The organism is Allobosea sp. WAO, from assembly GCF_001509835.1.
Taxonomy (GTDB): domain Bacteria; phylum Pseudomonadota; class Alphaproteobacteria; order Rhizobiales; family Beijerinckiaceae; genus Allobosea.
This window is the reverse complement of record NZ_JXTJ01000004.1, coordinates 330,608-356,327: the sequence shown is the minus strand read 5'-3', so window position 1 is coordinate 356,327 and position 25,720 is coordinate 330,608. Positions and strand designations below refer to the sequence as shown.

Annotated in this window: 19 protein-coding genes; 8 read left to right on the top strand and 11 right to left on the bottom strand. The window is 67.3% G+C overall.

Annotated elements, in window-relative coordinates:
• Nucleotides 1-36: 36 nt before the first annotated feature.
• Together DK26_RS06165 and DK26_RS29600 are read right to left on the bottom strand one after the other, a co-directional pair.
• Nucleotides 37-519, bottom strand: a complete 483-nt coding sequence (locus tag DK26_RS06165) for a DUF4399 domain-containing protein (RefSeq protein WP_198162288.1) — start codon at nt 517-519, stop codon at nt 37-39.
• The gene (locus tag DK26_RS29600) at nt 516-1,769 is read right to left on the bottom strand and encodes a DUF4399 domain-containing protein (RefSeq protein WP_083533001.1); all 1,254 of its coding nucleotides are present in this window, start codon (nt 1,767-1,769) and stop codon (nt 516-518) included. The genes DK26_RS06165 and DK26_RS29600 overlap by 4 nt, the downstream gene beginning before the upstream one ends.
• 142 nt (nt 1,770-1,911) lie before the next feature.
• On the opposite strand from DK26_RS29600, the gene DK26_RS06150 reads away from it, so the two are divergent.
• The 5 genes from DK26_RS06150 to DK26_RS06130 all read left to right on the top strand — a co-directional run bounded on the left by DK26_RS06150 (nt 1,912) and on the right by DK26_RS06130 (nt 8,388).
• Nucleotides 1,912-3,429 (top strand): caspase family protein, encoded by a 1,518-nt coding sequence (locus tag DK26_RS06150; protein ID WP_066469398.1) that lies wholly within the window; start codon nt 1,912-1,914, stop codon nt 3,427-3,429.
• A 112-nt stretch (nt 3,430-3,541) separates the two neighbouring features.
• Nucleotides 3,542-4,705, top strand: a complete 1,164-nt coding sequence (locus DK26_RS06145; RefSeq protein WP_083532999.1) for an OmpA family protein — start codon at nt 3,542-3,544, stop codon at nt 4,703-4,705.
• A 43-nt stretch (nt 4,706-4,748) separates the two neighbouring features.
• Entirely contained in the window at nt 4,749-6,296 is a 1,548-nt protein-coding gene (locus DK26_RS06140; RefSeq protein WP_066469396.1) for a methyltransferase domain-containing protein, read from the top strand.
• Between the two features lie 109 nt (nt 6,297-6,405).
• Nucleotides 6,406-8,040 (top strand): transglycosylase SLT domain-containing protein, encoded by a 1,635-nt coding sequence (locus DK26_RS28445; RefSeq protein ID WP_066469393.1) that lies wholly within the window; start codon nt 6,406-6,408, stop codon nt 8,038-8,040.
• A gap of 63 nt (nt 8,041-8,103) precedes the next feature.
• Complete coding sequence (locus tag DK26_RS06130) at nt 8,104-8,388, top strand: hypothetical protein (protein ID WP_066469392.1); 285 nt, start codon at nt 8,104-8,106, stop codon at nt 8,386-8,388.
• Nucleotides 8,389-8,397: 9 nt separating this feature from the next.
• Here the strand turns inward: DK26_RS06130 and DK26_RS29595 are convergent, their stop codons facing one another.
• Genes DK26_RS29595 through tssK form a run of 6 tightly spaced genes read right to left on the bottom strand, consistent with a single transcriptional unit; the run spans nt 8,398 to nt 18,450 of the window.
• Nucleotides 8,398-10,446 carry a serine/threonine-protein kinase gene (locus DK26_RS29595; RefSeq protein ID WP_066469390.1) on the bottom strand — a complete coding sequence of 683 codons (2,049 nt, stop codon included), beginning with the start codon at nt 10,444-10,446 and terminating at the stop codon, nt 8,398-8,400.
• Nucleotides 10,443-11,237: a PP2C family serine/threonine-protein phosphatase gene (locus DK26_RS06120; RefSeq protein WP_066469388.1), complete on the bottom strand. Its 795-nt coding sequence runs from the start codon at nt 11,235-11,237 to the stop codon at nt 10,443-10,445. The genes DK26_RS29595 and DK26_RS06120 overlap by 4 nt, the downstream gene beginning before the upstream one ends.
• Nucleotides 11,234-11,938: a type VI secretion system-associated protein TagF gene (gene tagF / locus DK26_RS06115; protein WP_066469387.1), complete on the bottom strand. Its 705-nt coding sequence runs from the start codon at nt 11,936-11,938 to the stop codon at nt 11,234-11,236. The genes DK26_RS06120 and tagF overlap by 4 nt, the downstream gene beginning before the upstream one ends.
• A 3-nt stretch (nt 11,939-11,941) precedes the next feature.
• Nucleotides 11,942-15,589, bottom strand: a complete 3,648-nt coding sequence (gene tssM / locus DK26_RS06110; RefSeq protein WP_066469386.1) for a type VI secretion system membrane subunit TssM — start codon at nt 15,587-15,589, stop codon at nt 11,942-11,944.
• A 48-nt stretch (nt 15,590-15,637) separates the two neighbouring features.
• Entirely contained in the window at nt 15,638-17,116 is a 1,479-nt protein-coding gene (tssL, locus tag DK26_RS06105) for a type VI secretion system protein TssL, long form (RefSeq protein ID WP_066469385.1), read from the bottom strand.
• Nucleotides 17,113-18,450 (bottom strand): type VI secretion system baseplate subunit TssK, encoded by a 1,338-nt coding sequence (gene tssK / locus DK26_RS06100; RefSeq protein ID WP_066469384.1) that lies wholly within the window; start codon nt 18,448-18,450, stop codon nt 17,113-17,115. The genes tssL and tssK overlap by 4 nt, the downstream gene beginning before the upstream one ends.
• Nucleotides 18,451-18,722: 272 nt before the next feature.
• On the opposite strand from tssK, the gene DK26_RS06095 reads away from it, so the two are divergent.
• Nucleotides 18,723-19,496, top strand: a complete 774-nt coding sequence (locus DK26_RS06095) for a hypothetical protein (protein ID WP_066469383.1) — start codon at nt 18,723-18,725, stop codon at nt 19,494-19,496.
• Between the two features lie 13 nt (nt 19,497-19,509).
• Here DK26_RS06095 and tagH read toward each other — a convergent pair whose 3' ends face one another.
• From tagH to tssI, 3 genes are read right to left on the bottom strand one after another with little or no spacing between them, the layout of a single operon-like run.
• Entirely contained in the window at nt 19,510-20,910 is a 1,401-nt protein-coding gene (gene tagH, locus DK26_RS28435) for a type VI secretion system-associated FHA domain protein TagH (RefSeq protein WP_157089532.1), read from the bottom strand.
• A gap of 36 nt (nt 20,911-20,946) precedes the next feature.
• Nucleotides 20,947-21,504 (bottom strand): hypothetical protein, encoded by a 558-nt coding sequence (locus DK26_RS06085; protein ID WP_066469381.1) that lies wholly within the window; start codon nt 21,502-21,504, stop codon nt 20,947-20,949.
• A 22-nt stretch (nt 21,505-21,526) separates the two neighbouring features.
• Nucleotides 21,527-23,389, bottom strand: coding sequence for a type VI secretion system tip protein TssI/VgrG (gene tssI / locus DK26_RS06080; protein ID WP_083532993.1), 1,863 nt, complete (start codon nt 23,387-23,389; stop codon nt 21,527-21,529).
• 35 nt (nt 23,390-23,424) lie between these two features.
• On the opposite strand from tssI, the gene DK26_RS06075 reads away from it, so the two are divergent.
• Entirely contained in the window at nt 23,425-24,051 is a 627-nt protein-coding gene (locus DK26_RS06075) for an OmpA family protein (protein WP_248309879.1), read from the top strand.
• Nucleotides 24,052-24,103: 52 nt separating this feature from the next.
• On the top strand, nt 24,104-25,600 hold the full coding sequence (locus DK26_RS06070) for a type VI secretion system ImpA family N-terminal domain-containing protein (RefSeq protein ID WP_066469378.1): 1,497 nt from the start codon (nt 24,104-24,106) through the stop codon (nt 25,598-25,600).
• The last annotated feature ends 120 nt before the right edge of the window (nt 25,601-25,720 follow it).

The following is a 25,720-nucleotide window of genomic DNA, read 5'->3' as shown; positions in this document are numbered from 1 at the left end:
CCGACAGGCCGCCCGCGCCGTCACGGGCGTGAAGGTTCAGCGGACATAGACTGTGATCTTCTGAGACATAACCGGCGGCTGATGCGGTGTGTGCAGGTGGTCGCCGAGCAGCAATTGCAGCGTGTGAGTGCCTTTCGGCAGGGTGACGACGACCTCGGTCTGGCCGTTGCCGAGATGGATGTGATTGTAGTCGGCTGGAATCGGCTGGTCCGGCGGCGGCGGCTCGACATCGATCAGCAGGTGATGGTGGCCGGTCAGCGGCTTGTCGATGCCGGCCGGCGCGACGCCCATCTCTTTCAGCCCCATCCGCACGGTGAAGCGCTCTGGCACGCGCAGGCCGTCGAGCGGGTAATGGAAGTAGAGCAGGGCGCCGCGCGGCGATGGCTGGCGCTGGGCCGTCTGCGCGGACGGGGCCGTGGCCGCAAGCAGCGGGCAGAGCAGGGCGAGGCAGGCGAGGGCAGTCAGCCGCCGCATGCGGAAGGAAGCAGGTGGCTCGGCGATGCGCACTGGCCTGCTCATCGACGCTTGCTCCGCTTTCGGGGATTGCCGACGAAGACCTCGATCCGTTCGGACAGCACCGGCGGATCGTGCGGCACGTGCTGATCGTCGCCGAGGATGAGTTGCAGGGTGTGCCTGCCGGGAGGAAGGGTGATCTTGCGCTCGGTCTGACCGTTGCCGAAATGCAGATGGTTGAGGTCGCTGGGAATGGCGACGTCGAGCGGCGGCGTCGGTACGTCGATCAGGAGATGGTGATGGCCGGTATTCGGCTTGATGATCCCGGCCGGAGCCACGCCCATGTTGCGTAGGCCGAAGCGGATCGTCGAGGTCGCATAGATCGTCGTGCCATTGCGCGGATAGATGAAATAGACGGCGGCGTCGTTGGGCGCGGGCGTGCGCCCCGGCTTGCCGACTGGAGCCTGAGGCACAGCTGGCGCCTGCGTTGCCGAGGCCGCCTCGACGCGCACCTTGATCTTCTGCGACATCACCGGCGGATCGTGCGGGACATGCTCGTGGTCGGCGAAGAGCAGTTGCAGCGTGTGCTCGCCGGGCGGCAGCGTCAGCTCGGTTTCGGTCTGGCCGCGCCCGAAGTGCAGATGGTTGAAATCGCTGGGTATCTCGCGGTCGAGCGGCGGCAGTTCGGCATCGACCAGGAGATGGTGGTGGCCGGCATTGTCCTGCTTCGTGCCGGCCGGGACGATCGCGATGTTCGCGGTGCCGAAGCGAATGACCGAGCGGGCGGGGATCGTCGCGCCATCCTGAAGCCCAACGAAGAAGACCTGGGCGTTCGGTGCGGCGGCGGTGCGCGGTTTCTCCTCCGGCATGGCTTCGACCTCGACGGTAATCTTCTCGGACATCACCGGCGGGTCGTGCGGCACGTGATCGTGATCGGCGAAGAGCAGCTGCAAGGTGTGGCGGCCGGGCGAGAGCAGGATCTCGGCTTCGGTCTGACCGCCGCCGAAATGCAGATGGTTGAAGTCGCTCGGGATCGGCTGGCCGAGCGGGGGCAGATTGGTGTCGATCAGCAGATGATGGTGGCCGGCATTGCGGCGTTGCGTGCCGGCTGGCGCGATCTCCATGCCGGTGATGGCGAAACGCACCAGCAGTTTGCCGGGAACCTTGGCGTTATCGCCGAGATCGACGAAGGAAACCTTGGCGTTCGCGGGGGCCGGATTACGCTGCCGCGGGCGCTCCTGTGCGCCGGCGTCTCCCGCCAGCAAGGCGAAAGCCGCCGAGATGCCGACAATGAGCTTCAGCCGGATACCTTGCATCGGCGCTCTTCCTGAGGGCGCGGCACGGACCTCGAAACTATCAGGCCGCTATCGCAGGAGCAAGCAAACCGCCCGTGGCAATAATGGATAGGTCTGGATTTTCACCTTGCCTTTCTTTAGGCTGACGCAGGGAATGCGTGCCATGAACGCTGCGCTCAGGCTCTGTGCACTGGTGGCTCTTCTTTCGCAGTTGCTGGCCCTGCCGGCGCTGGCGCAGGACCGGCGCGTCGCGCTGGTCATCGGCAATTCCGCCTACAAGAATGCGCCCGCCCTGCCGAACACCGTCAATGACGCCCGCGATACAGCGGACGCCCTGCGCAAAGTCGGTTTCGAAGTGGTCGACGGTGTCGATCTCGACAAGCGCGACATGGATACCGCGCTCTTTCGCTTCGCCAGGCTGGCCCGGGACGCCGATGCTGTGATGTTCTACTACGCCGGCCACGGCTTCCAGTTCAACGGCGAGAACTTCCTGGTGCCGGTCGAGGCCAGGATCGATGACGAGGTCTCGGTCCAGTACGAGACGCTGAAGCTCAGCGAAGTGATCACGGCGCTGGGCTTCGCCAAGGGCGTCAAGATCATGGTGCTCGACGCCTGCCGCAACAACCCCTTCGTCGCGCAGCTCTCGAAGAACCAGGCGACGCGCAGCTTCTCGGTCGGCACCGGTCTTGCGCCGATCGCGCGGGCGCAGGGCATGGTCACCGCCTATGCGACGCAGGCCAACGATGTCGCGGCCGATGGCTCGGGCCGCAACAGCCCGTTCACGGCGGCGCTGGTGCAGGAGATGAAGCAGCCCGGGCTCGAGATCGCGACGATGTTCCGCCGGGTGCAGAAGGTGGTCTACGACGCGACCGGCGGCAAGCAGACGCCGGAGCTGACCCTGTCGCTGCTCGGCGACTTCTACCTGAACCGCGAGGAAACGGACGCGGACATCTGGAAGAGGCTGCGCAGCAGCGACGACGCGGCGGAGATCAAGGCCTTCATCCAGCGCTTCCCCGCCAGCTTCTTCGCCGTCGACGCCAGGACAAGGCTCGACCTGCTCGAGCGCCGCAGCGTTTCGGCGCGCGAGCGCGAGAAGCTAGAAAACGAATTCGCTGCGCGGGAAAGGGCTCTGCTGGAGCGGCTCCAGCAGGCGGAGAAGAGCCGGCAGCAGGCCGCGACCGACCTCGCCGATCGCGATTCTGGAAAGATCGGTGCCGGGCGCCCGGCGCCACTGCCTGCCGATGCGCCGGCGCCGGTTGCGATCGCTCCCGCTACGAAGCCTTCCGAGGCCGGCGAGCGCGAGCGCCTCGCCCGCGAACTCGCCAGGCGCGAGCAGGAACTCGCGGTGCTCGAAGCCGAGAAGGTCAAGCTCTCCCAGGAGCGTCAGGAGCGCGAGAAGGCAGTCGCGGCGCGGATCAGCTCCGGCGGCGCCGTCAAGGAATTGCCGGTGCCGGAGAAGCCTCTCCTGCCGAGCGCCCGCCTGCCCCGTCAGGAGCCGCAGCCGCAGGAGCGCACGGTCGTCGACCGCCGGTCCAACGACACGCTTGGCGGTAGCGACGCTTCTGTGCCGGCGCGAGGCAGCAGGAACCGACGGCCGGGCAGCGCACGCGACTGCAACGAGGAGCTGATGCGGGCCCAACTCGGCGACGGCGGCGGGAGTTCATTGCAGGGTTGCCGCTGAGCGGGGCTTTTGACGATCGATGGGAGAGCGAACGATGGACGCGTCTCGGACCATGTCTTCGGCAACTGGCCGTGCGCGTCGATCCTCCCTGACCTGTTGCGTCCTCCTTGCCATGCTCGTCGTGCCCGCGGCGGTGTCCGCTCAGGCGCCGGCGCCCTCCGGGGCGCCTCCGGCCGCAGCGCCCGCGCCGACGCCGATCCCGTTCCCGGAAGCGCTGCAGCGCGCCGCCGCCGACCTGTTCTCCAAGGCCGATCTCGCCGGCGACCGGATCGCGCTGGTAATCGACCCGCTGATCGACGGCGTCTCGGGTGCGCAGTCGGCCTCGACCCGCTCGATGCAGCAGACGCTCGCGGAGATCGTCTCGAAATCATATCCACGCTTCCAGCTGCAGCCCTTCACAACCGAGAGCCTGGCACGCGAGCCGGTCGTGCTGGTCGGTACCTTCACCGCGGTCAACAACGCCGGCGACGCGAAGGGAGCGCGCGACGCCTACCGGATCTGCCTGACGCTCGCGGATATGAAATCGAAGCGTGTCGTCTCGAAAGGCGTCGCTCGGGCACGGCCGGAGGGCGTCGACGTGACGCCGACGACTTATTATCGCGATACGCCGATGTGGACGAAGGACCCGGCGACCGAGGCCTATATCAAGGTCTGCCAGGGGACCAGGCTCGGTGAGCCGATCGACCCCGTCTATCTCGAGCGGCTGAACGCCGCGGCGCTGATCAATGACGGCATCCTCGAATATGAGGCGCGGCGTTATCGCGAGGCGCTGGCCTTCTATCGCACGGCGCGAAGCCTGCCCGGCGGCGACCAGCATCGCGTCCGGGTCGGTGCCTATCTCGCCGCCAGCAAGCTAGGCCGTGGCGAGGATGCGGTCGATGCTTTCGGCGATCTCGTCGACAGTGGCCTCACCAGCAACCAGCTGATGGTCAAGCTGCTGTTCCAGCCTGGAACGACGCAGTTCATCGCCAACCCGCAGATCACGGAGCCCTATCCGATGTGGCTGAGCCAGATCGCGACACGGGCCCGGCAGAAGGGCGCCTGCATCGAGATCGTCGGGCACACCTCGCGCACCGGCACGCAGCACCTCAACGAGCGACTTTCGGTGCTGCGCGCGCAATATGTGATGGAACTGCTCCAGGCCGGGGCGCCCGACAGCCGCAACCGCATGATCGCGACCGGCAAGGGCTTCAACGAGAACCTGATCGGGACCGGAAAGGACGATGCCAGCGACGCGCTCGACCGACGGGTCGAGTTCAAGGTCATCGGCTGCTGAGCGGCACGACGCAGGAGGTTGGCGTGACGGACGGGCCGCGGGCATGAGCGAGACGAGCACCAACCCCTACGATGCCGTCGCCTATCCCGGCCATGCCTTCTCCCAGACCCATCCCGGCCATCTGGCGACGATCGCGCATTTCCACGGCATGGAGCCGGCGCCGACGGCGACGATGCGGGTACTGGAGCTCGGCTGCGGCAGCGGCGGCAACCTGATCCCGATGGCGCTGCAATCGCCCGGCGCCAGCTTCGTCGGCATCGACCTCAGCGCCAGCGCGATCGCCCGGGCCAAGGCCGAGGCCGGCGAACTCGGTCTCGACAATATCACCTTCCACCACCTCGACATCATGGCGGCGGATGCCGGGCTCGGCAGCTTCGACTACATCCTGGTCCACGGTGTCTATTCCTGGGTGCCGCCTTTCGTGCGCGAGCGCATCCTTGCGCTGTTCGGGCAATTGCTGCGGCCCCAAGGCATCGCCTATGTCAGCTACAATGCCCTGCCGGGCTGCCGGCTGCGCGATCTCGCCCGCGACATCATGCTCTACGAGACGCGCGACATCGATGAGCCGCTGGAGCGGGTCAGGGTCGCGCGGGCCGCGATCAGGCGCTTCGCCGAGGCGACCGATCCCGGCTCGTTCTACGGCGCGGCCCTGCGCGAGCGCCTGCAGCAGATCGACGAGATTCCGGACAATGTCCTCTACCATGACGATCTCAATCCCGGCGCGCGGGCGTTCGCGCTGCACGAGGTGCTGGACGCGGCAGCGCCGCATGGGCTGCAATTTCTGGCCGAGACCTCGTTCCCCAATAACTTCGGCGGAGCGCAGGGGCCGGCCCAGCAGATCCTGAACGCGATCCCGGTCGACGAGCCGCTGCGCCAGGAACAGTCGCTCGACCTGCTGATCGGGCGCTGCTTCCGCCAGACGCTGCTCTGCCGCTCGGATGTCGTGCTCCATCGCGGCTTCGCGCGCTTTGCGCTCGCGCCCTATCATCTCGCCGCGAATGTTCGCGAGGCCGAGGAGCAAGACGACAGGCCCGGCGTCGGCGGGTTCCTGTTCGGCAGCGATGTCCGGCTTGCCGTCGATCTCGAAAGCGCCAAGGCGGCCTTGCGGGCGCTCGGCCGGGCCTGGCCCGGCAGCATCGGCCATGCCGAGCTCGTGGCGATCGCCTTGGGCGAGGCCAGGGACAGCCTCGGTCCCGATATCGCGCGCGAGACCGGCCGACTCGACGAGGCGCTGACGGCGATCTACCGGGCCGGCCTGCTGGAGATCGCCCTGGAGCCGCACCGGCTCACCACGGCCGTCAGCGAGCGCCCGGTGGCGAGCCTGCTGGCACGGCGGCAGGCGCTTTCAGGCAACGAGGTCACCGATCTGCGCCACCGCGCCGTGGCGCTTGACGGCGTCGTGGTGCGCAAGTTCGTCAGCCTGCTCGACGGCACGCGGACGGCGCCGATGCTGCTCGCCGAGATGAACGCCTTCCTGGCCGAGGCGCATGCCTCGGGAGGCGACGGCACGCGCCTGCCGCAGCACGCGACGGCGGAGGAGGTCGAAATGCATCTGCGCGACGTCGCCCGGCTCGGCCTGCTGGCGGGGTGACGTTGTCGGGAGGGGGCTTCACGCGTATCCTTCGGCCTTGCCCGAGCAGAAGGCGGCTGTCGGGCTGCGCGCTCGCGGGCGCGGCCGACATTGCCGGCGGTAGCGAGGCATGAGCCAGCGCTTCAAGCAGTTCCAGGCCGCGTTCCGGGAAGATGCCTGCCTCGAGGCGATGATGCAGGCGAGCCGGGGCGGCATCAGCATCGCCTGCCCGGCCTGCGGCCGGGTTTCGGCCTTCGTGCCGCGGATCAAGCTGCGCGCCTATGCCTGCGGGCACTGCAACTTCCTGGTCTCGCCTTGCGCCGGGACGCCGCTGCAGAACCGCCGGACCTCGCTGCAGCTCTGGTTCTTCGCGGTCAGGGTGCTGGCCGAGCAGGGGCCCAAGGCAGCAGCGTCGACGCTGGAGCGCGAGGCGGGCATCTCGATCGAGCAAGCCCGCCGGATGGTCGGAGAGCTCGAAGCCGCCGCCGAGGATGGGCGCGGCTGGTTCACGGCCGCCCGCAAGGCGGTCACGGGCGACGCTACTCCGGTCCCGGTGACGGGCGCCGTGGGCTCGGGCGCAGGGGGCTCCGCGGGCGCCTTGGCGGCGGACGGCGGAGGCCGCGGCCGACTGCTCGCGCTGTCGGGCGCCGGTGCCGTCGTCGTGGCGGTGATGGCAGGGGTGGCGGTGGCGACGTTGACACCTGCTCCCGCGCCGGTTCCCGACCCCGATTTCACGCCGGTGGAGACGGTGGACGCGCCTTCGCTGCAGGCGCCGATGCGGCCCTCGCTGATCCTGTCCTCGGTCGAGGGCGATCTTGAAGCGGCGCGGCAGGCGACGCAGTTCGCGCTCAGCAACGATCCTTCGCTGGCGGCGCTGACCGAACAGTCGGCGGACGAAGCCTCCGGGGCATCGCCGCAGGCGCCGGCCCTGCCGCTGCCGGTGCTGCCGCCTTCGAACATCCTGCTGGTGCCGCCGAAACTGCCGGCGAAGCCCGGCGCCGCGCCGGTTCCGACCGCGACGCCGGGCCAGCAATTGCCGCGCGCGCCGATGACGACCAGCGGCGATCCCGACCAGATCCTGACCTTTGGGCCCATCCGCATCCGCCGGCATCTCGTAGACATCATCGTGCGCGCGGGGCGGATCGTCGGGGCCGACCCGACGCTGCTGATGGCGGTCGCCGACAAGGAATCCTCCTTCGCCACCACGGTCCAGGCGAAGACCTCCTCGGCGACCGGGCTCTACCAGTTCATCGAGCAGACCTGGCTCGGCGTCGTCTTCGAGTTCGGGCGCAAGCACGGCATGGTGGCCGAGGCAGCGCTGATCACGCGCAATGGCCGGCAGTTCGTCGTCGCCGACGCCAATGAGCGCCAGCGCATCCTCGATCTCAGGCGCGAGCCCTATCTTTCGGCCCTGCTCGCAGCGGAGATGCTGAAGCGCGACACGCTCCGGCTCGAGAAGGCGATGGGCCGCCATCTCACCGGCGGCGAGATCTACCTGATCCACTTCCTCGGCCCGGATGCGGCGCAGACCTTCATCGAAACGATGGAGGAGACGCCCGGCGCCAGCGCGGCCGAGTTGCTGCCGCGTCCGGCCCAGGCCAACCGGCCGATCTTCTATGCCGAGGCCGGCGGCGAGACCAAGACGCTCTCGGTCTCGGAGGTGCACAAGAAGTTCAACGAGATGATCAGGGTGCGGCTCGACCGCTACAAGGTGGTGCGCGGCGGGCCAGCGCCCGTAGCCCCAGCGCGGCAACTCTCACGTTAGGATTTGCCGGCCCGGGCTTCCTGGCTCATGATCGCTGCCGTTGCGGCAATCCGGGAGCGGGTTATGGCGGCGGCGAAGAACCGGTTCGAACAGGTCGACGAGCAGCAACCGGATGCGATCACGCTGAGCCTCGGCCAGCGCGACGGCAAGACCTTCGGCAGGATCGCCTGCCCGGCGGAACTCGCGGGCGGCCATCTCGTCAACGACTTCCTCAGCGACGAGCTGGAGCCGGTCGAGGCTTTCCGCTCGGCGGTCAGGCTCGCCAACGAGATCAAGGCGCCGATCGTCGTCGAGGACGGGCAGGGGCTCTGGCAGGACGATTGGGGCATCCTCTACCGCGAGGACTGAAGCCGGGCCTCACTCGATCCGGAAATACTTGATGCCGACGCCGAGCTTGCCGCCGATGCGGGAAGCATCCTGCCGCAAGCCCGGGAAGATATCGCCTGCCGGAGCGGGGTTCGGCCCGGACAAGGTCGGGAGAGGCGCGGGGCTGACCAGCGCTATCACCGCCTGCGGCCGGACCGGGGTTCCTGGCGCGGCCGTCGATTGGAGCCGGAGATTGAAGCTCGCCTTGCCGCCCTCGCGCCGCGTGAAGTTGGCGAGGTTGTAGACCAGCCCGTCATCGCCGACGAGCAGTACGGCGAGGTTCTGCTTCGGGTCGCTCTCGACCGTGCCGCTCAGCGTGTCTCCGCTCTTCATGGTGAAGGCGCCGATCTGCATGACCGGGCTGCGATCGATGCCGCGCCCGAGCTGGCGCAGGAAATCGGCCATCGGGCATTGCGCCGTCGAGATCGAACGCAGGCTGATCTGGGCTTCGAAGCCCTGGCTCCGCTTGAAGGCGGTGTCGAAGGCCACGAAGGGCGGCGCCGAGCTGCCGAAGCCCTCGATGGTCGCACGCCGGTCGCCGATCGCAGTCGGCCAGAGGAAGAAGCAGGCACCGCCATCGTAGCCGGCGATATAGCGCTCGATGCGCTCCGTCGCGGTGGCGGGGGGCGGCTCGAGGGTGTTGGTTGCCGTCTTGGTCTCCGCTGGCGGCGGGGCGGCGGCAGGGGGCGCCGTGACGGGAGGAACGGCGACAGGCGGCAGCGGGGTTGGCGGTGGCGCCTGGACCTGAGCGGCCGGCGGAGGCTCCGGTCGGGCGGCATTCTGCGATGGCGTCGCGGGCGCCGGCGACGGGGCCGGTGTGGCCGCCGGAGGCGAGGTCGAGGCTGGCCGGCGCTGCGAGGGCGGCTGCTGCGGCTCCTGGCGGTCGGAGGCGAAGCTGCCGGCCGGTGGCTGTGGGGTCGGCGCGGCCTGGGGCGAAGACGGCGGTGTTCGGTCCGGACGGGCCTGGGGCGGGTCTGGAGCATTCGGCTCGGGCGCGACGCCCTGCAGGCTTGGTGCGGGCGGGACATCGCTGCGACCGGCGAGCACCGGTGGGGCCTGGGAGATGGGTGAGCTATCGTCCTGCCCCAGCAATTGCCAGCCGACGAAACCGCCGCCAGCGATCAGGACGAGCGCAGCGACGCCGGCAAGCGCCTTCCAGGGAGCGCCTCCGCCGGTTGTCGGCTGCTTGCCCTTCGGCTGCCAGGACGCGACCTCGGCCATGTCGGCGGGGCGGTCCTTCGGATCGGGTGCGAGCATGCGGGCCAGCAGCGGGCGCAGGCTCTTGTCCAGCGAGGCGACGTCGGGCACGCGCCGCCGCTTCTCCAATATCTGCATCTGGGTGCCGCCCATGTCGAGCGGGCGGCCGCCGAGCGCCTCGGCGAGGACGAGGCCGAGGCTGTAGATGTCGGACTTTCCGGTGACCTCGCCGCCGAACAGGCCGAGCTGTTCCGGCGAGACATAGTTGTACTTGCCAGCGAAGCCCGTGCCGATGACGGTCTTTTCGCCCAGCACGCTGGACTTGGCGATGCCGAAATCGATGATCTTGGCGCGCCCGACCTGACCGCCGGGCAGGATGATATTGTCGGGCGAGACGTCGCGATGGGTGATGCCGAGCATGTGCGCCGCATGCAGACCGCTGGCGATGCGCCGGCGCAGCAGATCGACCTCCTCCGGCGACAGCGGGCCCTGCTTGAGCCGCTCCGACAGGGGCTGTCCGTCGACGAACTCCATGGCGAGGTAGGTCGCCTGCGTGCCGGGGTCGACCGTGAAGACGTAGTAGCGGACGATCGCCTCGTTGTAGACGTTGTGCAGCGCCGCAGCTTCCTTGCGGAACAGGGTGACGACTGCCTCGTCCTGCGCCATGTCGGGGCGGACCATCTTGATCGCCACCGCATCGCCGGTCTGGATGGCCCGGCCCTTGTAGACCTCGCCCATGCCGCCGACGGCGATCAGGCGCTCGATCTCATAGATGCCGTTCAGCCTGGTGCCGGCTGAAAGCCCGTTGCGCGGCATGATGATCGTGCGCTCGGAATCGGTCATGAGGCCTCGTTCTTCGGCTGACGCATGTTCGGCATCCAGCGGGTCTGCACGCGGCGATCGTGATGATAGCGGACAATGACGACGGTGACATTATCGCTCGCTCCGCGCTCCAGCGTCAGCGCCAGCAGGGCATCGCACGCGCCCTGGACATCCGGGCCGGATGCGGCGCGCAGGATCTCGTCATCCTCGACATGGCCGGTCAGGCCGTCGGAGCAGAGCACGAAGGTGTCGCCGCCTTCGAGCTCGCCATGGTCGATCTCGAGGGAGGGCAGATCGTGGACGCCGATGGCGCGGGTGATCACGTGCCGGCGTGGCCAGTTCCGCGCCTCTTCGGCGCTGAGCAGGCCGCGATCCATCATATCCTGCGCCTCGGTATGATCGCGCGAGATCTGGGTGATGTATCCGTGGCGGACGAGGTAGATTCGGCTGTCGCCCGACCAGACGCAGGCGAAGTGGCTGTCATGCGCCAGCAGGACGGCAAGCGTCGATCCCATTGTCGCGCCGGCGCGCGCCTGGGCCCGGCGGCGCAGCTCGGCATTGGCGGTGAGCACGCTCTGTTCCAGCCGCGCCAAGAGATCGGCGGCCGAGAGGGCGGGGCCGATGCCGTCGAGCGCGGCGGCGAGGGTGGCGCTCGCCATGGCGCCATTCTCGTGCCCGCCCATGCCGTCGGCCACAGCCCAGACCCCGAATTCGGGCCGCGTCACGAGATTGTCCTCATTGTGGCTGCGCACGCGGCCGGGATGGCTGATCGCGCCGGTCTCGAAGGCAAGTGTGGCGCCGGCATGGTTCATGACGCTGCTCCCACACCGAGAAAGGCGTCGAAGCGGCCGGTCAGCAGGCCGCTGAACAGATAGGGGCTCGGCAGAGCCTGGCCGACCAAGGCGAGCGGCTCGAAATTTTCGCCACCGACGGTCCAGAGATAGCAGGCATGGGCGTAGGAACGCGTATGGTCCTCGACCCGCAGCGCCGCCAGCCGGGCAGGGAAGCTCGCCGGCTCGAGCGCACTGACGATGGTGCCGTCGGACAGCCTGACCATGTCGGCCGGCGGGGCGGCCTTCAGCTCGTCATTCGGAGCCGGCAGCTGGGCCAGCGCCTCGGCAACGGTCTCGAAGCTCGCTTCGGGCTCCAGCGCATTCAGCAGGAAATCTTCCGCACGGTCGAACCAGGCATCCTGCGGGTCGGTCTCGGGAGGTGGGATCGCCGCGCCGGGACCCGCGACCGCGAAGACCGTGAGCGGGAAGTACCGGCCGATGCCGTCGACCGAGGGCATGAACGCTCCCGCGACGGTGTTGCCGCCATAGGCGGAGCCAAACCAGAAGCGCCAGATCGGCGCGTGGAGGAAAGCATCCTGCCAGCCGGCGCCGAGATCGAGCCGGCTTGCGGTCAGCCCGCCCTGGAGCCAGGGTTCGTAGACCGAGAGAAAGACCGTGGACGCCCCCAGGGCGATGAAGTCGCGCTTGCCCGGCAGCTTCCCGAACAGCCCGCACGCCATAGCTTAAATCCCCGTTGGACAGCGGATTTCGCGCAGTGCGGGAAGCACCAGCGGATTCTTCAGCGAGCCGACGCCGAATTGGTAGCCGACCTGCCGGCCGCCGGCGGCGAGCGTGAAGACGACATTATCGCCCTGGCGCAGCACCGAGCCGGCATCGAGCAACCGGAAGAACGACCAGACGCCGTCGCGCTCAAACAGCTTGACTTCGCTCGGCGCGGCCGGTGTCGGGCTGTTCGAGAAAAAGCCGCCGCCGAAGATGCCGCCGGCATTGTTGCTGCCAGCGCCGCCGCCGAGCGTCAGGGTGATCGAGGTCTTTGCCAGCCCGGCGCCCGGCCACATCACCGGGGTCGGGGTGTTGACGCCCTGCTGGCTCGCCACCGTGAATCCGTTGATCTCGAGCTTGGCGCCGGAGGCGTCGGAGGAAAGGGCGGTCGGCACCACCACCATCTGGAACGAGGGCAGGTTGCCGCCCGTCGGGAAGAAGGCCTCCCGGATGTCGCTGGCGCGCTGGAACTCACGCAATGTCGTCGGCGAGAGCGAGCGGGCGACGCGGCTGTCGGCGCGCCAGGTCCATTGCGCGCCGGACTTGTCGATATAGGGGTCGAGCCGCTCCTTCAGGAACTTGTCCATCGCGCCGGTACCGGGGGCGAAGAGCTGGGCAAAGTCCGACAAGGCGATGTCGCGGGTGCTGGCCTTGGTGAAGGGGTAGCGATTGGCGAGGAGATTGGTGCAGGTGCGGCTGACGTCGTCGCCCAGCGCCTGGCGCAGCAGCGAGATGGTCGCGCTGGTAGCGTCGCCCTCGAAATCGTTGACCGCCGAGACGATCATCGCATCGAACGGGGCGGGGTAGCGCGAGGAATTGCCGCGCAGCGAGGAGATCAGCGGCACCATCGCCGCATTCGCCGCTGCCGACTGGACCGGCGTGGTCGCGGCTATTGCGAGGTTCTGGTTGATCTCGGCGAAGATCTGCAGCGCCTGATCGACCGGGCGGCGTCCGAGATCGCCATCGACCAGGACATGGTACTGCTTGAAGCCGGCCTCGATATTGGCACCTAGCGCCTCGCTGCCGCCGGAAAGCACCCGGTCGACGCCCGACGCGCTCAGCGGCAGCGATGTGCCGAGCCGGCCGAGCGCCGCATTGGCGCGCTCCTCCAGCGTCTTGGCTGCGGCTTCCTTGCCGGCCTGCGCCGCCGCCTGCGCGGCGGTCGGCCGGCGGGCGGCGCGCTCCTTGGTCAGCTGCGTCTCGTCGCGGACCGATTCCAGCAATTGCTTGAAGGGCGAGGTCGGCGCGGCGATCGCCGAAAGCGCCACGTATTTGGGCTTGTCAGCATTGAGCGGGCGCAGCTTCAGCCGGCGCAGGGCACGCTGCCAGGATGCTGTGAAGTCGCGTGAATAAAGTTTCAGAAGATCTTGAAAAAGACTGGCATATTGCGAGGTGATCGCCGCCTGGTCGACATTCTCGCCGAGGACCCAGCGCTCCTTCTCGATGCGCTCGCCGATATCGCCGAGGCGGTCGACGAAGGCGTTCTGGAAGCCGTCATAGGTGTAGAAATAGGGCACCCGGATCGAGTCGAGATCCTCGCCCGAGACGCCTTCGAAGACGAGCCGGACATCCGAGCCGCCGCGCTGCGCCGCGACCCAGTCGCGGTTGGCGTTGCGCCCCTGCGTGCGCAGCAACTCGTAGGCGCGCTCGGCGATGCTCATCCGCCGCAGAGTCTGCTGGCTGGTCTCGATCAGGGTCTGGTTGAGCTTGACCAGCGGCTCGGCGCCCTCGTCGAGGTCGAGCAAGGCGGTAAGGTGCTCTTCCAGCGCTTCGCGGCCCTTGGCGTTGGCGGCGCCCGGGAACAGGTTCTCGGCCCAGTCGAGCCGCATCCAGGCGAGGACGAGATCGCGGTCCAGCTTCGCGCGGCCGCCGATCATCAGATAGACCTTGAGCGCCTCGTAGATGAAGCCGGGATTGTTGGCGTTGGCCTCGAGCTGCTCTTCGAGACGGAAGATGATGCGCGAGCGCAGCATCCGCTCCAGCGCCTCCTGATAGCTGATCTGCGTCGCCGATTGCAGGCGCTCGCGCTGGCTCAGGCCGAAGGTTGCGGCGACGGGCGTCGGCTCGTCCTTGCTGGCATAGCCGGCCGGCATATGTCGCAGCTTGTGCAGCAGCGGCAGAACGCGGCTGAAGTTCCGCTCCGAGATCGTCGTCTCCTGCAGCACCGGAGCGGCGCTCGAGCGGTAATCGGCGAGAGCGTAATTGGTCTGGTTGATCAGGTCGCTGTTGCGCGAATAGCTTGTCCACCACAGCCCGGCGAGCGTGACCGCGACCAGCGCCACCGCGGTGAAACCGGCAGCACGCAGCAGCGCCGAGCGCCTGATGGCGCGCAGATCCGTCGAGACCCAGCCGGACTCGCCGATGATCACCTTCTGGATCAGGTCGGTCAGGAAGTAGCTCTTGCCGCGGCCCGAAAAGCTGCCGGCGCCGGCATGCTCGCTGCCGAAATTGCGCGAGAGCGTGCCGATCAGCTGGTCGATCGGCGTGCCTTCCTGCGTGCCGGAGGTGAAGTAGAAGCCACGCAGCGTCGCGCTCTGTTGGTAGCGCGTCGGCTCGAAGACCCGGCCGAGAAAGTCGACGACGATCGGCTTGAGCGCCGCCATCTGGCTCGGCAGGCCGAAGAGCTGGGCGCGCGCGGTCGGGTTGGGCTCGTCCTGCAGGCGGTCGGAAAGGCGCTCGTTCAGGCGCTCGATCAGCGCGTCGAACTCCGGCGGCACGTCGCCGATCATGTTGCGGGTCTTGTCGAGGGTCTGGAAGGTATGGCCCCAGACCATGCGCCGCTGCGGCTCGGAGAGTCCGCCGAAGAACTCGTTGAAACCGGCGATCAGGTCGGCCTTGGTGAAGACGGCATAGACCGGGAAATCGATCTTCAGGCGCTCGTTCAGCTCGAGCAGGCGGGCGCGGATCGCCTCGGCATGGGCGGCGATCTGTTCCGGCGTCGAGGTCAGCAGGTCCTCGACGCTGATCGCGACCATGACGCCGTTGATCGGCTGGCGCGGGCGGTTGTGCTTCAAGAGGTCGAGGAAGGCGAGCCAGCTCGCGCGCTCGGCCTTGGTGTCGGTGTCCTGGGTGGTGTAGCGCCCGGCGGTGTCGATCAGCACCGCCTCTTCGGCGAACCACCAGTCGCAGTAGCGCGTGCCGCCATTGCCGGCGACCGCGGCCGGGGCCTGGCCGCCGCGCGCCAGTGGGAATTTCAGGCCGGAATTGACCAGCGCCGTCGTCTTGCCGGCGCCGGGCGGGCCGATCATCACGTACCAGGGCAGGTCGTAGACATAGTCGCCGCCATCCTTGCCGCGGGTCCGCTTCAGCGTCGCTAGGGCATCGCGCATCGCCGAGCTCAGCGCCGCGCCATCGCCCGTCGCGTTCTCCTCCTTGGCCAGCGCCTCGCTCAACGCAGCCACCGCCTTGCGCCTGCGGATGACGACGAGGGCGATCCAGGCGGCCGCGCCGACCGCAAGTAGGAGGACGAGCGGCACGCGCACGAAGAGCGGCTCGAACGGCCTGATCTCGCCGATCGCGACGAAGGGCCCGCCGAACCAGACCAGCAGGGCCAGGGCCAGCGTGCCGACCGCGATCGCGACGATCCTGAGCCAGATCGCGACGCTCATCTCGTATCGATCTCCCTCATGGCCTCTCTCGCGGTGCGAGTTCCGTAGTTAGCTCTCGCGCTGGATCAGGATCTCGACCCGGCGGTTCTTGGCGCGTCCCTCAGGCGTGGCATTGCTGGCGATCGGCGCGTCGGGGCCCTTGCCCTCGGCGCTGATCCGATCCTTCTGGTTCAGCTTGGTCTTGAGAAGCTCGCCGACCGCCTTGGCGCGCTCCAGCGACAATTGCTGGTTGGAGGGAAAGCGCGCGGTGCGGATCGGCTGGCTGTCGGTGTGGCCGACGACCTTGATCGCCCCGCCTTCCTCGTTCAGCACCGCTGCGATCCGCTCGATCAGCGGGCGGAATTCGTCGCGCACCACCGCCTGCCCCGGCTCGAACAGGGTGATGTCGACGAGCCGGACGATGATCAGGTTCGGCGTGACCTGGCAGGTGATCGGCGGGCGCACTGCGGTGCAGACTTTCGGCTGCTGTGCCGGTGGTGGCAGCGGTGGCGGTGGCTTGGAGAAGACCTTCCGGACGATCGAGAGCTCGCCCTTGGGATGAACGGCGAGCAAAGCGGAGGCGGAGGCCTCGGCATTGCCGCCGAGCAGCGCTCGGAGGATGAAGTAGAGGCCGAGCACCGCGACGGCGGCGACGGCGGCGACCGACCAGACCGGAATCTTGAAGCCGGCAATGCGCGAGACCAGCGCCTGCCCCTGCCAGCGCGGCGACAATTCCGGATCGGGCTGCTTCACCCGCCGCAGCGTCTCGAACAGGCTGCGCTGGATCATCTGCAGATTGGCGGCCCCGCCGGCCGAGGTGCGGTGAATGCCCTCAAAGCCGAGCGCCAGACAGGCATGCATCAGTTCGAGCAGGTCGTAGTTGCCCGCTGGATCCCGTTTGGCTCGGTCCAGCTCCTCGAAGAAGCGCACGCCGCCGGTGCGCTCGCCGAAGAAGCGCGAGAGCATGCTGTACTGCGTCCAGACATGGCGATCCTCGCCGGGGATGTTCTGGACGATATCGTCGGCGAAGGCGCAGAGGATGTATTTCGCGGTACGCGTCTGCTCGGGCGAGGCACCGGCTGCTCGGACCTCCTGCTCGAAGGCCTCGATCGTCTCCCCGACCTGGCCGATCATCTGGGTTGCCGGCGCGCTGCTCAGCGAGGCGCGCATACGCCCGAGCAGCAGCAGCAGAGGGCCCGCCGCCTTGAGCATCGGATTGGCGTTCGGCGTGAGCATCTGCTCGCGCTTCGGCAGGGCCTGCGGGGCATAGCCCGGCGGAGCCGGAGCGCTTGGCCGCGGCGGCGGGGCCGAGAGCCATTCCTCACCGCCGGGAACGCCGGGCGAGGGCGAGGCGGCATGCGGGTATTGGGGCGCCGTCGACGGGTGGTGTCCATAAGGCGAGGCGGGCGGCGCGGGCGGATAGCCCGGCGTGGCGGGCTGCGGATCGGGGCGCGAGGGCGCAGGTGCTCGCCTTCCGGCGGGGTTCGGCTTGATGATCGTTCGGTCTGAGCGGCCGAACGGATCGTACGGCGAGCCCTTGTCACTCATCTCCTGCCCTCGAGCACGGCCCAGAGCTCCATTTCGAGGTCGGGCCAGTCACCGGAGAAGTGCATCCCGATCGAACTCGCCGTGCTGAACTCCGGCCAGAGCGGCGAGGTACGGTCGAGATAGAAATAGACGTGGTCGGTCAGCGCCCGGATCTGCGGCGGCGGCGTCGGCAGATGGACGAGATTGATGCCCGGCAGATGGGCATGGACGATCTCGTTCATCTTGGTGTTGGGGCCGACCTTGAAGAGATGCGGGAACTGCGCCTGGATCTCGGTGAGCGGCCGGCGCGCCGCGACCTCGAGGATCAGCGTCGCATTGCGCACCAGGGTCCGGTCGCGGATCGTCGACATGAAGGCGTTCGGGGCGCGCTCGACGATTTCGAGGCGGATGGCCCGGCGGCCTAGCTGTGCCGAGAGAAAGTCCTGGATGTCGCGCACGACCGGCGTGAAACAGCCCTCGAGGTCGTCATGGTCATAGGCCGGGTAATCGCGGGCGCGGCGCTCGGCGGTGGTGAAGGTGGCGAGCTCGCCGGCGATGGCAAGCAAGGTCACGAACAGCCGTTCTGGGTGCACGAAGCGCGAGCCGCGCATATGCTTCAGCACCGGGATGTGCCGGTTCAGCATCTGCAGGATGAAGTAGTCGGCGCTTTGCAGGCCGCCGCCGGCGGTCGGGTCGGCGGCGTAGCGGGCGAGTTCCTCGAGCTTGTTGTCGATCCAGCCGATGACCCGGTCCATCCAGCCGTCGACGACCGGATGCGCCGAGCAGATCAGAATCGGAGGGGCGAATTTTTCGTCGAACAGGACGGCGCGGTCGCGCACTTCGAGGATGCGGCCGAGGGCAAGGCCGACAAAGCCGGGCTTGGCGGTCTTGCGCAGCTCCAGCGCCATGCGCGGATGGGCGATGTCGATCTCCTCCTCGATCCGCAGCGAGGCAGTGGAGTCGATCAGCATCTCCGTCGACGGGAAGAAGCGGCTGGCGCTGCCGTTCAGGCTGTCCTCGACCTCGCGGGTGTTGGCCGAGGCCAGCGGCAGTGAGAGCCAGGCGACCTGCCCGGCGGCATTGTCCGGCACTTCGATCGCCGGCGGCAGCGGCGAGTTGTCGGGCATGGCGAAGGGTGTGCCATCCGGCATCACGCCGACGGCGCGGCGCAGGCCGATGCGGCTTTGCTGGGCGAGGTCGCGGTCGATCTCCAGCACCGAAAATCCCCACGGGTAGGGCGTGGTGTGCCGGACGCGGTTTTCCAGTAGGTTTTCGAGGTAGCGGTCGTTCTGCTGCAGATGGTGCGGTCGCAGGAACAGGCCTTCGGACCAGACAACCTTGCTGTACCACGACATCCGGTTCTCGCTATCTCTAGGCTAGGGCAAGAGCATATACAGCTCGTCAACCAGCGTCACCCTGCGGCGTGAGGTATTCGCAAGGCGCCATTGCAACAATTTGAGCCGCTTTCGCTGCGGTAGGGACGCGAAATCATAGCAGGCCGTCACAGATGGCTGTAGGCTGCTGGAATTACGCGGCCATTTTCGGTGGAGCAGCAGCATGATGCAGGTCTCGCACGCGCTGGATTGTGATCGTTGCGGCCGCTTCCAGGCCTTCCAAGGCGGCTGAGATGGGCAAGCGCAGCTCTCCCGATCCGGTCGTCGAGCAGGCCGAGTTCTTTCGGCTGGTGGAGGTCGAGCGTTTCCAAAGCCATCCGGACCTTGCGATCTGGCACGGGCGCTCGCGCAATGCAGGGGTCGCGAAGGTACTGGCCTTCATGGTTCTGATCCGGGCTCCCGGACGCCCCGGCAAGCCGCTTTCAGCATCTCCGACTGTGACATGTCGAGGGGCCAGCCAGCAGTTCTTCAGCGCCACCGGCGACGATCAGGCCGCGCATCTGCTGCCGGGGCAGCTCTTGATCGACAATGCCGAGCCCTGGCTCTACCTGCAGGGCGAACCGGCCCGGCTGCTCCAGAACGAGTTCGCCTATGTCGAACCCATCCACGCCAACTTCAACCGCGCAGATTGGTGGGCCGAGCGGAGCGGCATGGTCGAGGCCTTCGCCGATGCCTGCCGCGCGGTGTTGACCGGGACCGGCGCGCCCGAACGCGATGTCGCCGATGCCTATGCCCGGGTCTGGACACCGGGAGCGCTCGCCGGGATCGCTGCCGGCGCGGCCGCGCTACGCGTCAAACCACAGGTGCCCGACCTCGTCTTCGAGGATCCCGACGGCACCAATCACAATATGATTGCGAACCTGGAGGAGCGCGGCGCGGCGATGAACGACAAGAGTCTGCGGAACCGCTTCGAGCAGTTGAGCATGCTCGATTACTATCGGGCGAGCTTCGACGAGACGCCACGCGAACTCGAGCCGCAGGCGATCCGCACGTTGCTCGGACTATGAGCGCGGCGGGGGCTCAGCGGCCTCCACGGTCGTAGCACTCGGCGAAATAGAGCATGAAGGCGTCGACCAGCCCGTCCTCATAGGGGGCGGTCTTGGCCTCCCAGCGCGCGACATAGGCGTCCCAGAGCTTGCTCTTGCGTGAGGAGAGCAGGCCTTCGAGGCCGCGCTCGGTATTGACGCTTTCCGAGACGGCCTGGGGATCGAGATCCTCGACCAGCATGCGCAGTGCGTGCTGCATGGCCGAGTAAGTCTTGATCTGGTGGATCTTCAGATCCTTGAAGCTCTCCTCGAACGCCTTCTGGGCGTTGAGGTAGCCGCTGGTCGGCCGGCCGAAGATGAGTTTCAGTGCGTCCTCGATCGTCGGCGAGAATTTCAGCGGGTTGTTGTCCTGCGCCTGGATCATCGTCTGGTTGGCGCTGCGGGCGATGCGCTTGCTCTCGGCGCGCGCCGCCAGCAACTGCTTCAGCTCGACCGCGATCAGCCGCATCAGCATGCCGGTCTGCTCGGCAAAGGCGCCGGGGTCCTGCCAGGCTAGTTCTTCGACGGGCAGGCCGGCGCCGCGCGCGAAGCGGGCGATGAACTCGGCCGGCGAGATGGCAGGTGCGCCTGCCGGAACGGGCTGAGGAGTCGGCGAGGGCGGCGGGGGCTGTTGATGGAGCGGCGCACCGAATCCGGATGGCTGCTGGGCGGCGGTCGTCGGCTCGCCCCAGGGATCGCCTGCCGACGGCTGGCTCACCGGTCGGCGTGGTGTCGGGATCGGCGCGATCGGTTCGGGTTCCGGAGCCGCCGGCGGCTGATAGGGAGCCCAGGCGAGGTCATCTTGCCGTGGCGGCGCAGGCGCATGTGATGGTGCATAGGGCGTGAAGGCGGGTTGGCCCGTGTCGGCGGGATTGGGGATGTCGGTCGCCCAGTCGATGAAACCGGCATGGACCGGCTTGTATTTCTGCAGCGGCATCAGGTCCCGGCGCGCGATCGGCGGAGCCTCGTCGCCATTCCCGTCCCAGAGGGACTGCCCTGGTGGTGGCGGGGCGGGCGGGCGTTCGGCCATCGCCGCGGCCTGGCGGTCCGCCTCGTCGATGGTCACCGCGATGATGTAGTGGCCGATCTCGAGCCTGTCGCCATGCTGCAGCCGATAGGGCGATTGCACCCTGTGGGTCCCGCCGTTGACGAAGGTTCCGTTGGTCGAGATGTCGCGCAGCCAATAGGCGTTGTCGCGATAGCGGATTTCGCAATGCCGGCCGGAAATGGCGCGCGTCGGGTCAGGCAGCGCCCAGTCGAGATGCTGGTCGCGGCCGATGTCGAGGCCGCGGCCGCCGCTCAAGGTCACGCTGAGCGGGCCGCCATCGGGCAGCGAGGTCTCGTTCTCGATCGTCAGCGTCAGCGCCATCTGGAAATGCCCGTATCGCTGCCACAAGGCTTCCGCCGCTCCGGCGGCATCGCCACGCCAGCTCTACGTCCGCGTTCCGCCGCCTTCGTCATCGACCAAACGAAAGCATGCTTCGACGCAATTCCGCAATGCGGCATCACGCTCGCGGGCCGGAACGCGGCCGAGTGCGGTTAACACCGCGATGCGCGCCGTCTTGGCCGTGAGGTCGGGCGGGCAGGGGACCGGATGGCTCGCCAGCATGCTGCCGCCGGAATAGCCCGCCGCCCAGGCGACCCAGGTACCGGGCTCGGCGCTGTCGCCAGCTTCGGCGATGTCGAGGGCAGCGCGGCGTAAGGCATCGCTGGGATCGCGAACCCAGGCCTCGGCCGCCTGCAGCCCGGGGTCGGCGGGCGCCCCGGGCGGCCGCAGCCGCTGGACGCTCTGCAGGGCCCACCAGACGGCCTCGCGCCGCGGCAGCAGGAAGGCGCAGAAGCCGATAGCCTGCTGGGGCTCCGCGCCGGCGGCGAGGCGGGCGAGAAAGGTCAGCGGCGGCTCGGTGGTGGGCGCGGTGCCTACGAGCTGACGCAGCGCCGGGAAGCTCTCGAAGACCTCGCGGGCCGAACTGAAGCGGAGGCGGGACATCTCGTGCCTGGTTGAACCTTGCTCAGTTGATCTTGACGATGCCGCCGGTGATGATCGTGGTCGCGTCGGCGTGAACCTCGGTCTTGAGGGTGCTGGTGACCTTGATGGTCGGCGACGAGATCGTGATCTCGGTCGGCGTCATGGTGATGGTGCTCTGGCCGCAGACCAGTTTGATCTCCAGGGCCGCCTCGACATAGCGCTTGCCATCCTTGACGTGCAGCTTGTCGCTGCCGCCGATGATCTGGGTGGTGCGGGTGAAATCGGTCGGCCCGCCCTCGAACTTCTCGCCGACATCGCGGGTCTCGGTGTTGAAGACTACGGTCTTGTGGTCCTTCTCGGCCTGCATGCTGAAGACCTCGTTGCCCGCGAGGTCCTCGAACTTGATCTCGTTGAACTTGCCCCTCTTGCCGCCGCCGTCGGTCGATTCCGATTTGAGGCCTGACTGGGTCCTGCTGCCCGGCAGGGCATAGGGAGGCATATGCTCGTCGTTGACGACCGTGCCGGTGACGAGCGGGCGATCGGGGTCGCCCTCGATGAACTCGACGATGACCTCCTGGCCGATGCGCGGGATGACCTGCCCGCCCCAGTTCTTGCCGGACCAGACCTGGCCGACGCGGACGCGACAGGAGGTCGAATCCTTTTCGCGGTCCCAGTGGAAGCGCAGCCAGACACGGCCGAACTTGTCGACGTCGATATCGCCTTCCTCGCCCTTGTTCTTCTCGCCGACGACCTTGGCGGTGTCCGGCCCAACGATCACCGGCCAGGGCGTGACGAGGGGCGCGCGGAAGCGCTTGTCGACCTTCTGGAACTCGTAGGATCCCTGATAGATCGCATCGTCGGCGCGCTTCGAGGAGCGATAGCTCTGGACGCCGAAACTGTGCGTGGCGCGCACCACCAGATACTCGGCGTTCTCGGAGCCGACCGGGTGGACGCCGAGTTTCATCAGTGAGCCCGGATGCAGGCTGGGCGCCTCGCCCATGGCCTGACGGCGGTCGTCCTGCGCCTGCTCGGCCTGTGCCAGCACCTTGGCGAAGCGCTCACCCTTGCCGCGGTCGAGATAGGCGCCCGGATAGTCATAGCTTTCATAGGCCTTGCTGCGCGCAAAGCCTTCCTCGGCCTTGGCGGTCAGGTCGGCGGTCGACTTCTCGAAATCGTAGTCCTTGAGCTCGATCTTGCCGGTGCGCAGGCGTCGAAGCGTAGACCATTGCGTGATGTGCTCGATCTGACGGCGCTGCCGGCCGTCTTTCGGCATGAAGGGATAGTCCGTGCCGGCGCCGGCGAAGGTCGGCTCGGCGGCGGCCATGACGGGATCATGCGAGGAGCGGGCATCGGACAGGACGAGCTGGTGATCGTTGTCCGTATGCTTGAAATAGTAATAGATGCCGTACTTCTCGAGGAGCCTAAGCACGAAGTCGAGATCGGTCTCGCGGTACTGCACGCAGTAGTCGATGGCGGTCGGCTTGTCGCTGACCCGGTCGTCGAAGCTTGCCTTGCCTTCCTTGCCGAAGATCGTCTTGACGATCTCGATCGGCGTCTTGTCCTTGAAGATGCGGCAATCGGAGCGTTGCGAGAGCAGCCAGAGCCAGGGGCGCAGGATGAAACGATAGCTGTCGATGTCATTCTCGCGGCCGAGCCATTGCGCATCGACCAGAACGCCATTGAAGACGCGCTCCTGCCCGTTCTTCAAAGTCATCTTGACGGAGCATTTTTCGCCGATGATGCTTTGCAGGTCGGCATTGGCAGTCATGCTCGTCGCTTCGACCTGATAGACGAACAATTCGCTAAGAGCTTCGCGCGCTTCGAACTTGATAAGTGAAAAGAAGTCTGCCTCCAGAGGAGTCGTGAAGGAGGCAAGTCTTTTTGACTGTCGAAGTTCGGCGGGCATCAACGAAACCTCGTCGCTTGTGCTCGGACACGACATTGACGCAGCGGGTGCTGCGAGTCATAATCTCCGTATTCAGTCTTCAACCGCCGTTCCTGAAGTTAAACGGGAGGAAGACGGTGCGCAAGCAGGCCATTGCGAGCGTCGGCGCCGCTTTCGCTGCGGTTGTGTGGACGTTTTTATCCTTGCCCGCACTGTCACAGAGCTACAAGGCGGATGACATCATCAAGCACTTCGGAGGCGGGAAGTCCGATCTCGGCGTTTCGCGCGGACTCTGCATCGGCACGGAAGCGGAATGCAACAAGGCTGGACATGGCGTGAAGCCGGCGGCAGCCTTCGATCTCGTCGTCAGGTTCAAGTATAATTCCGACGCGCTCGAGCCCGATGCAAAGAGCAATCTCGACGAGTTCGCCAAGGCGCTGAAGGACCCACAGCTGGCGACGAACAGTTTTCTGGTCGAAGGGCATACCGACGCCCATGGCTCGGCCGACTATAATCTGAACCTGTCCGAACGGCGTGCGAAGGCCGTGGTCGGCTACCTCAGCGAGCGCGGCGTCGACGCCGCCAAGCTGGTGCCGCGCGGTTATGGCCAGAGCAAGCCGATCGTCGCCGACCCGTTCTCGGGCGATAATCGTCGAGTTGAGACCAGGATCAAGGTGGAGTGAGCGTGGCTCTTGCCGGCCGCTGCTTGGCGCCCCTTAACCACCGAGAGGGCCTATGGCGGCGCTGAACTTCGCTGACCTCGCCGGCCCGGTTTCGGTGGGTGGTCCGTGCGGACCGGATCCCGAGGAAGACGCGGACCTCACCAACATCATCGCGCATCTCGAAGTGATGCTGCCGACGTCCTATTTCACATCCAAGACGGAGGGCGGGCTGGTCGCTTTCGACCGGTCGACGATCGATTTCCCCGCCGCCTTCGGCGATGTCACCAAGCTCCTCAAACTCAGCCGCGATATCCGCGTGCTGGTGCTGGCCGGCAAGCTCTGCCTGCTCAACCGCGACATCCCCGGCTTTTCCGCCTGCCTAGACCTGGTCGCCGCCCATCTCTCGCAATATTGGAACGAGGTGCACCCCCGCCCCGATGGAGGCAGCCTCGTCCTGCGCGAGGTCGCGCTGCAGAGCCTCGACGATCTCGCCACGGTGGTGCTGCCGCTTCAGCATGCGCCGCTCCTGAACAGCAAGCGGATCGGGGCTCTGGCTTTCCGCAGCCAGCTCGTCGCCATCGGCGCCGTCCAGCCCAACGAGGGGGAGGAGCATCCGGAAGCCGGTGCGATCGAGGCCACGCTCAAGGAGCTCGCGAAGCACGACGCTGCGGAGCTGAATACGGCGTTCGGACACGTCGTAGCGATCCACGAGGCGCTTGGCCGGATCCGCACGACCTGGATCGAGCGAGCGGGTGGCGTCCAGGCGCTGAGCTTTCCACGGCTCTCGGCGCTTATCGGCCAGATCGTCGACTTCCTGGAGCCGTTCGTCGGGCGGAGAGCTCTGGCCGAAGCTTCCGAGCCCGCCGGGGATTCCGGAGTTCCGGCCGCGGCTACGGTGCCTTCCGTCCCCTTGCCGCCGGGCTCTTGCACCTCGGTGCAGGAGGCGCGCGCAGCACTCGCCGGCTGCCTGGCCTATTTCCGCCGGGCCGAGCCTTCCAGCCCGGCGGTGCTGCTGATCGGGCAGGCGCAGCGCCTGATCGGCAAGTCGCTGATCGAGGTGATCCAGATCATGTTCCCGGAGCATGTCGACAAGGCGATCCTCGAAATCGGCACCGAGCCGCGCTTCCAGCTGCCGCTCGAACGCCTCAATGCGTCGGAGGGCTATGGCGACGATTGCGGTTCCGGCAGCGGCGAATACGATTCCGGACAAGATGAGGAGACTGCGGGCTCCTGGGACGAGGCGCCCAGGGAGGAGGGGGCAGCCGAAGAAGGACGCGAGACCGAGCAAGGGGAAGGCGAGGGCGGAGATGGCGAAGCCGAGCCTGCTGCAGAGCAGGAGACATTCATCGAAGCAGAGCCTGCCGCGAAATCTTCGATGGCCAGTGTGGCGACCCGAGCGGAGGCGGTGGGCCGGATGAAGGCCGTCGCGGCGTTCTACCGTCAGGTCGAGCCTTCGAACCCTGTACCGCTCCTGATGGATAAGGCCTGCGCCATGGCGCAGCAGGATTTTATATCGCTGCTCAGCGATATCCTTCCAGAAGTAGGCATACGTCGGAGCAGCGACGAGTAAGCACCCGGATGCCTGTCCGACCGGGCAGGTGTTCGCCCCGCGAATGTTGTCGTGCTGCCTTTCGGCCGTCGCGAATTCACGAATTCGCGACCGGACTGCATGACCAGCCGATACGAGGCG

Coding starts and splice junctions, on each gene's coding strand:
- DK26_RS06085 (WP_066469381.1), bottom strand. CDS start 21,504: ATGTCCCGCCTCCGCTTCAGTTCGGCCCGCGAGGTCTTCGAGAGCTTC.
- DK26_RS06145 (WP_083532999.1), top strand. CDS start 3,542: ATGCTCGTCGTGCCCGCGGCGGTGTCCGCTCAGGCGCCGGCGCCCTCC.
- tssM (WP_066469386.1), bottom strand. CDS start 15,589: ATGAGCGTCGCGATCTGGCTCAGGATCGTCGCGATCGCGGTCGGCACG.
- DK26_RS06140 (WP_066469396.1), top strand. CDS start 4,749: ATGAGCGAGACGAGCACCAACCCCTACGATGCCGTCGCCTATCCCGGC.
- DK26_RS06150 (WP_066469398.1), top strand. CDS start 1,912: ATGAACGCTGCGCTCAGGCTCTGTGCACTGGTGGCTCTTCTTTCGCAG.
- DK26_RS28445 (WP_066469393.1), top strand. CDS start 6,406: ATGAGCCAGCGCTTCAAGCAGTTCCAGGCCGCGTTCCGGGAAGATGCC.
- tagF (WP_066469387.1), bottom strand. CDS start 11,938: ATGGCGTGCGGGCTGTTCGGGAAGCTGCCGGGCAAGCGCGACTTCATC.
- DK26_RS06165 (WP_198162288.1), bottom strand. CDS start 519: ATGAGCAGGCCAGTGCGCATCGCCGAGCCACCTGCTTCCTTCCGCATG.
- DK26_RS06070 (WP_066469378.1), top strand. CDS start 24,104: ATGGCGGCGCTGAACTTCGCTGACCTCGCCGGCCCGGTTTCGGTGGGT.
- DK26_RS29600 (WP_083533001.1), bottom strand. CDS start 1,769: ATGCAAGGTATCCGGCTGAAGCTCATTGTCGGCATCTCGGCGGCTTTC.
- DK26_RS06130 (WP_066469392.1), top strand. CDS start 8,104: ATGGCGGCGGCGAAGAACCGGTTCGAACAGGTCGACGAGCAGCAACCG.
- DK26_RS06095 (WP_066469383.1), top strand. CDS start 18,723: ATGGGCAAGCGCAGCTCTCCCGATCCGGTCGTCGAGCAGGCCGAGTTC.
- tssL (WP_066469385.1), bottom strand. CDS start 17,116: ATGAGTGACAAGGGCTCGCCGTACGATCCGTTCGGCCGCTCAGACCGA.
- tssI (WP_083532993.1), bottom strand. CDS start 23,389: ATGCCCGCCGAACTTCGACAGTCAAAAAGACTTGCCTCCTTCACGACT.
- DK26_RS29595 (WP_066469390.1), bottom strand. CDS start 10,446: ATGACCGATTCCGAGCGCACGATCATCATGCCGCGCAACGGGCTTTCA.
- tssK (WP_066469384.1), bottom strand. CDS start 18,450: ATGTCGTGGTACAGCAAGGTTGTCTGGTCCGAAGGCCTGTTCCTGCGA.
- DK26_RS06120 (WP_066469388.1), bottom strand. CDS start 11,237: ATGAACCATGCCGGCGCCACACTTGCCTTCGAGACCGGCGCGATCAGC.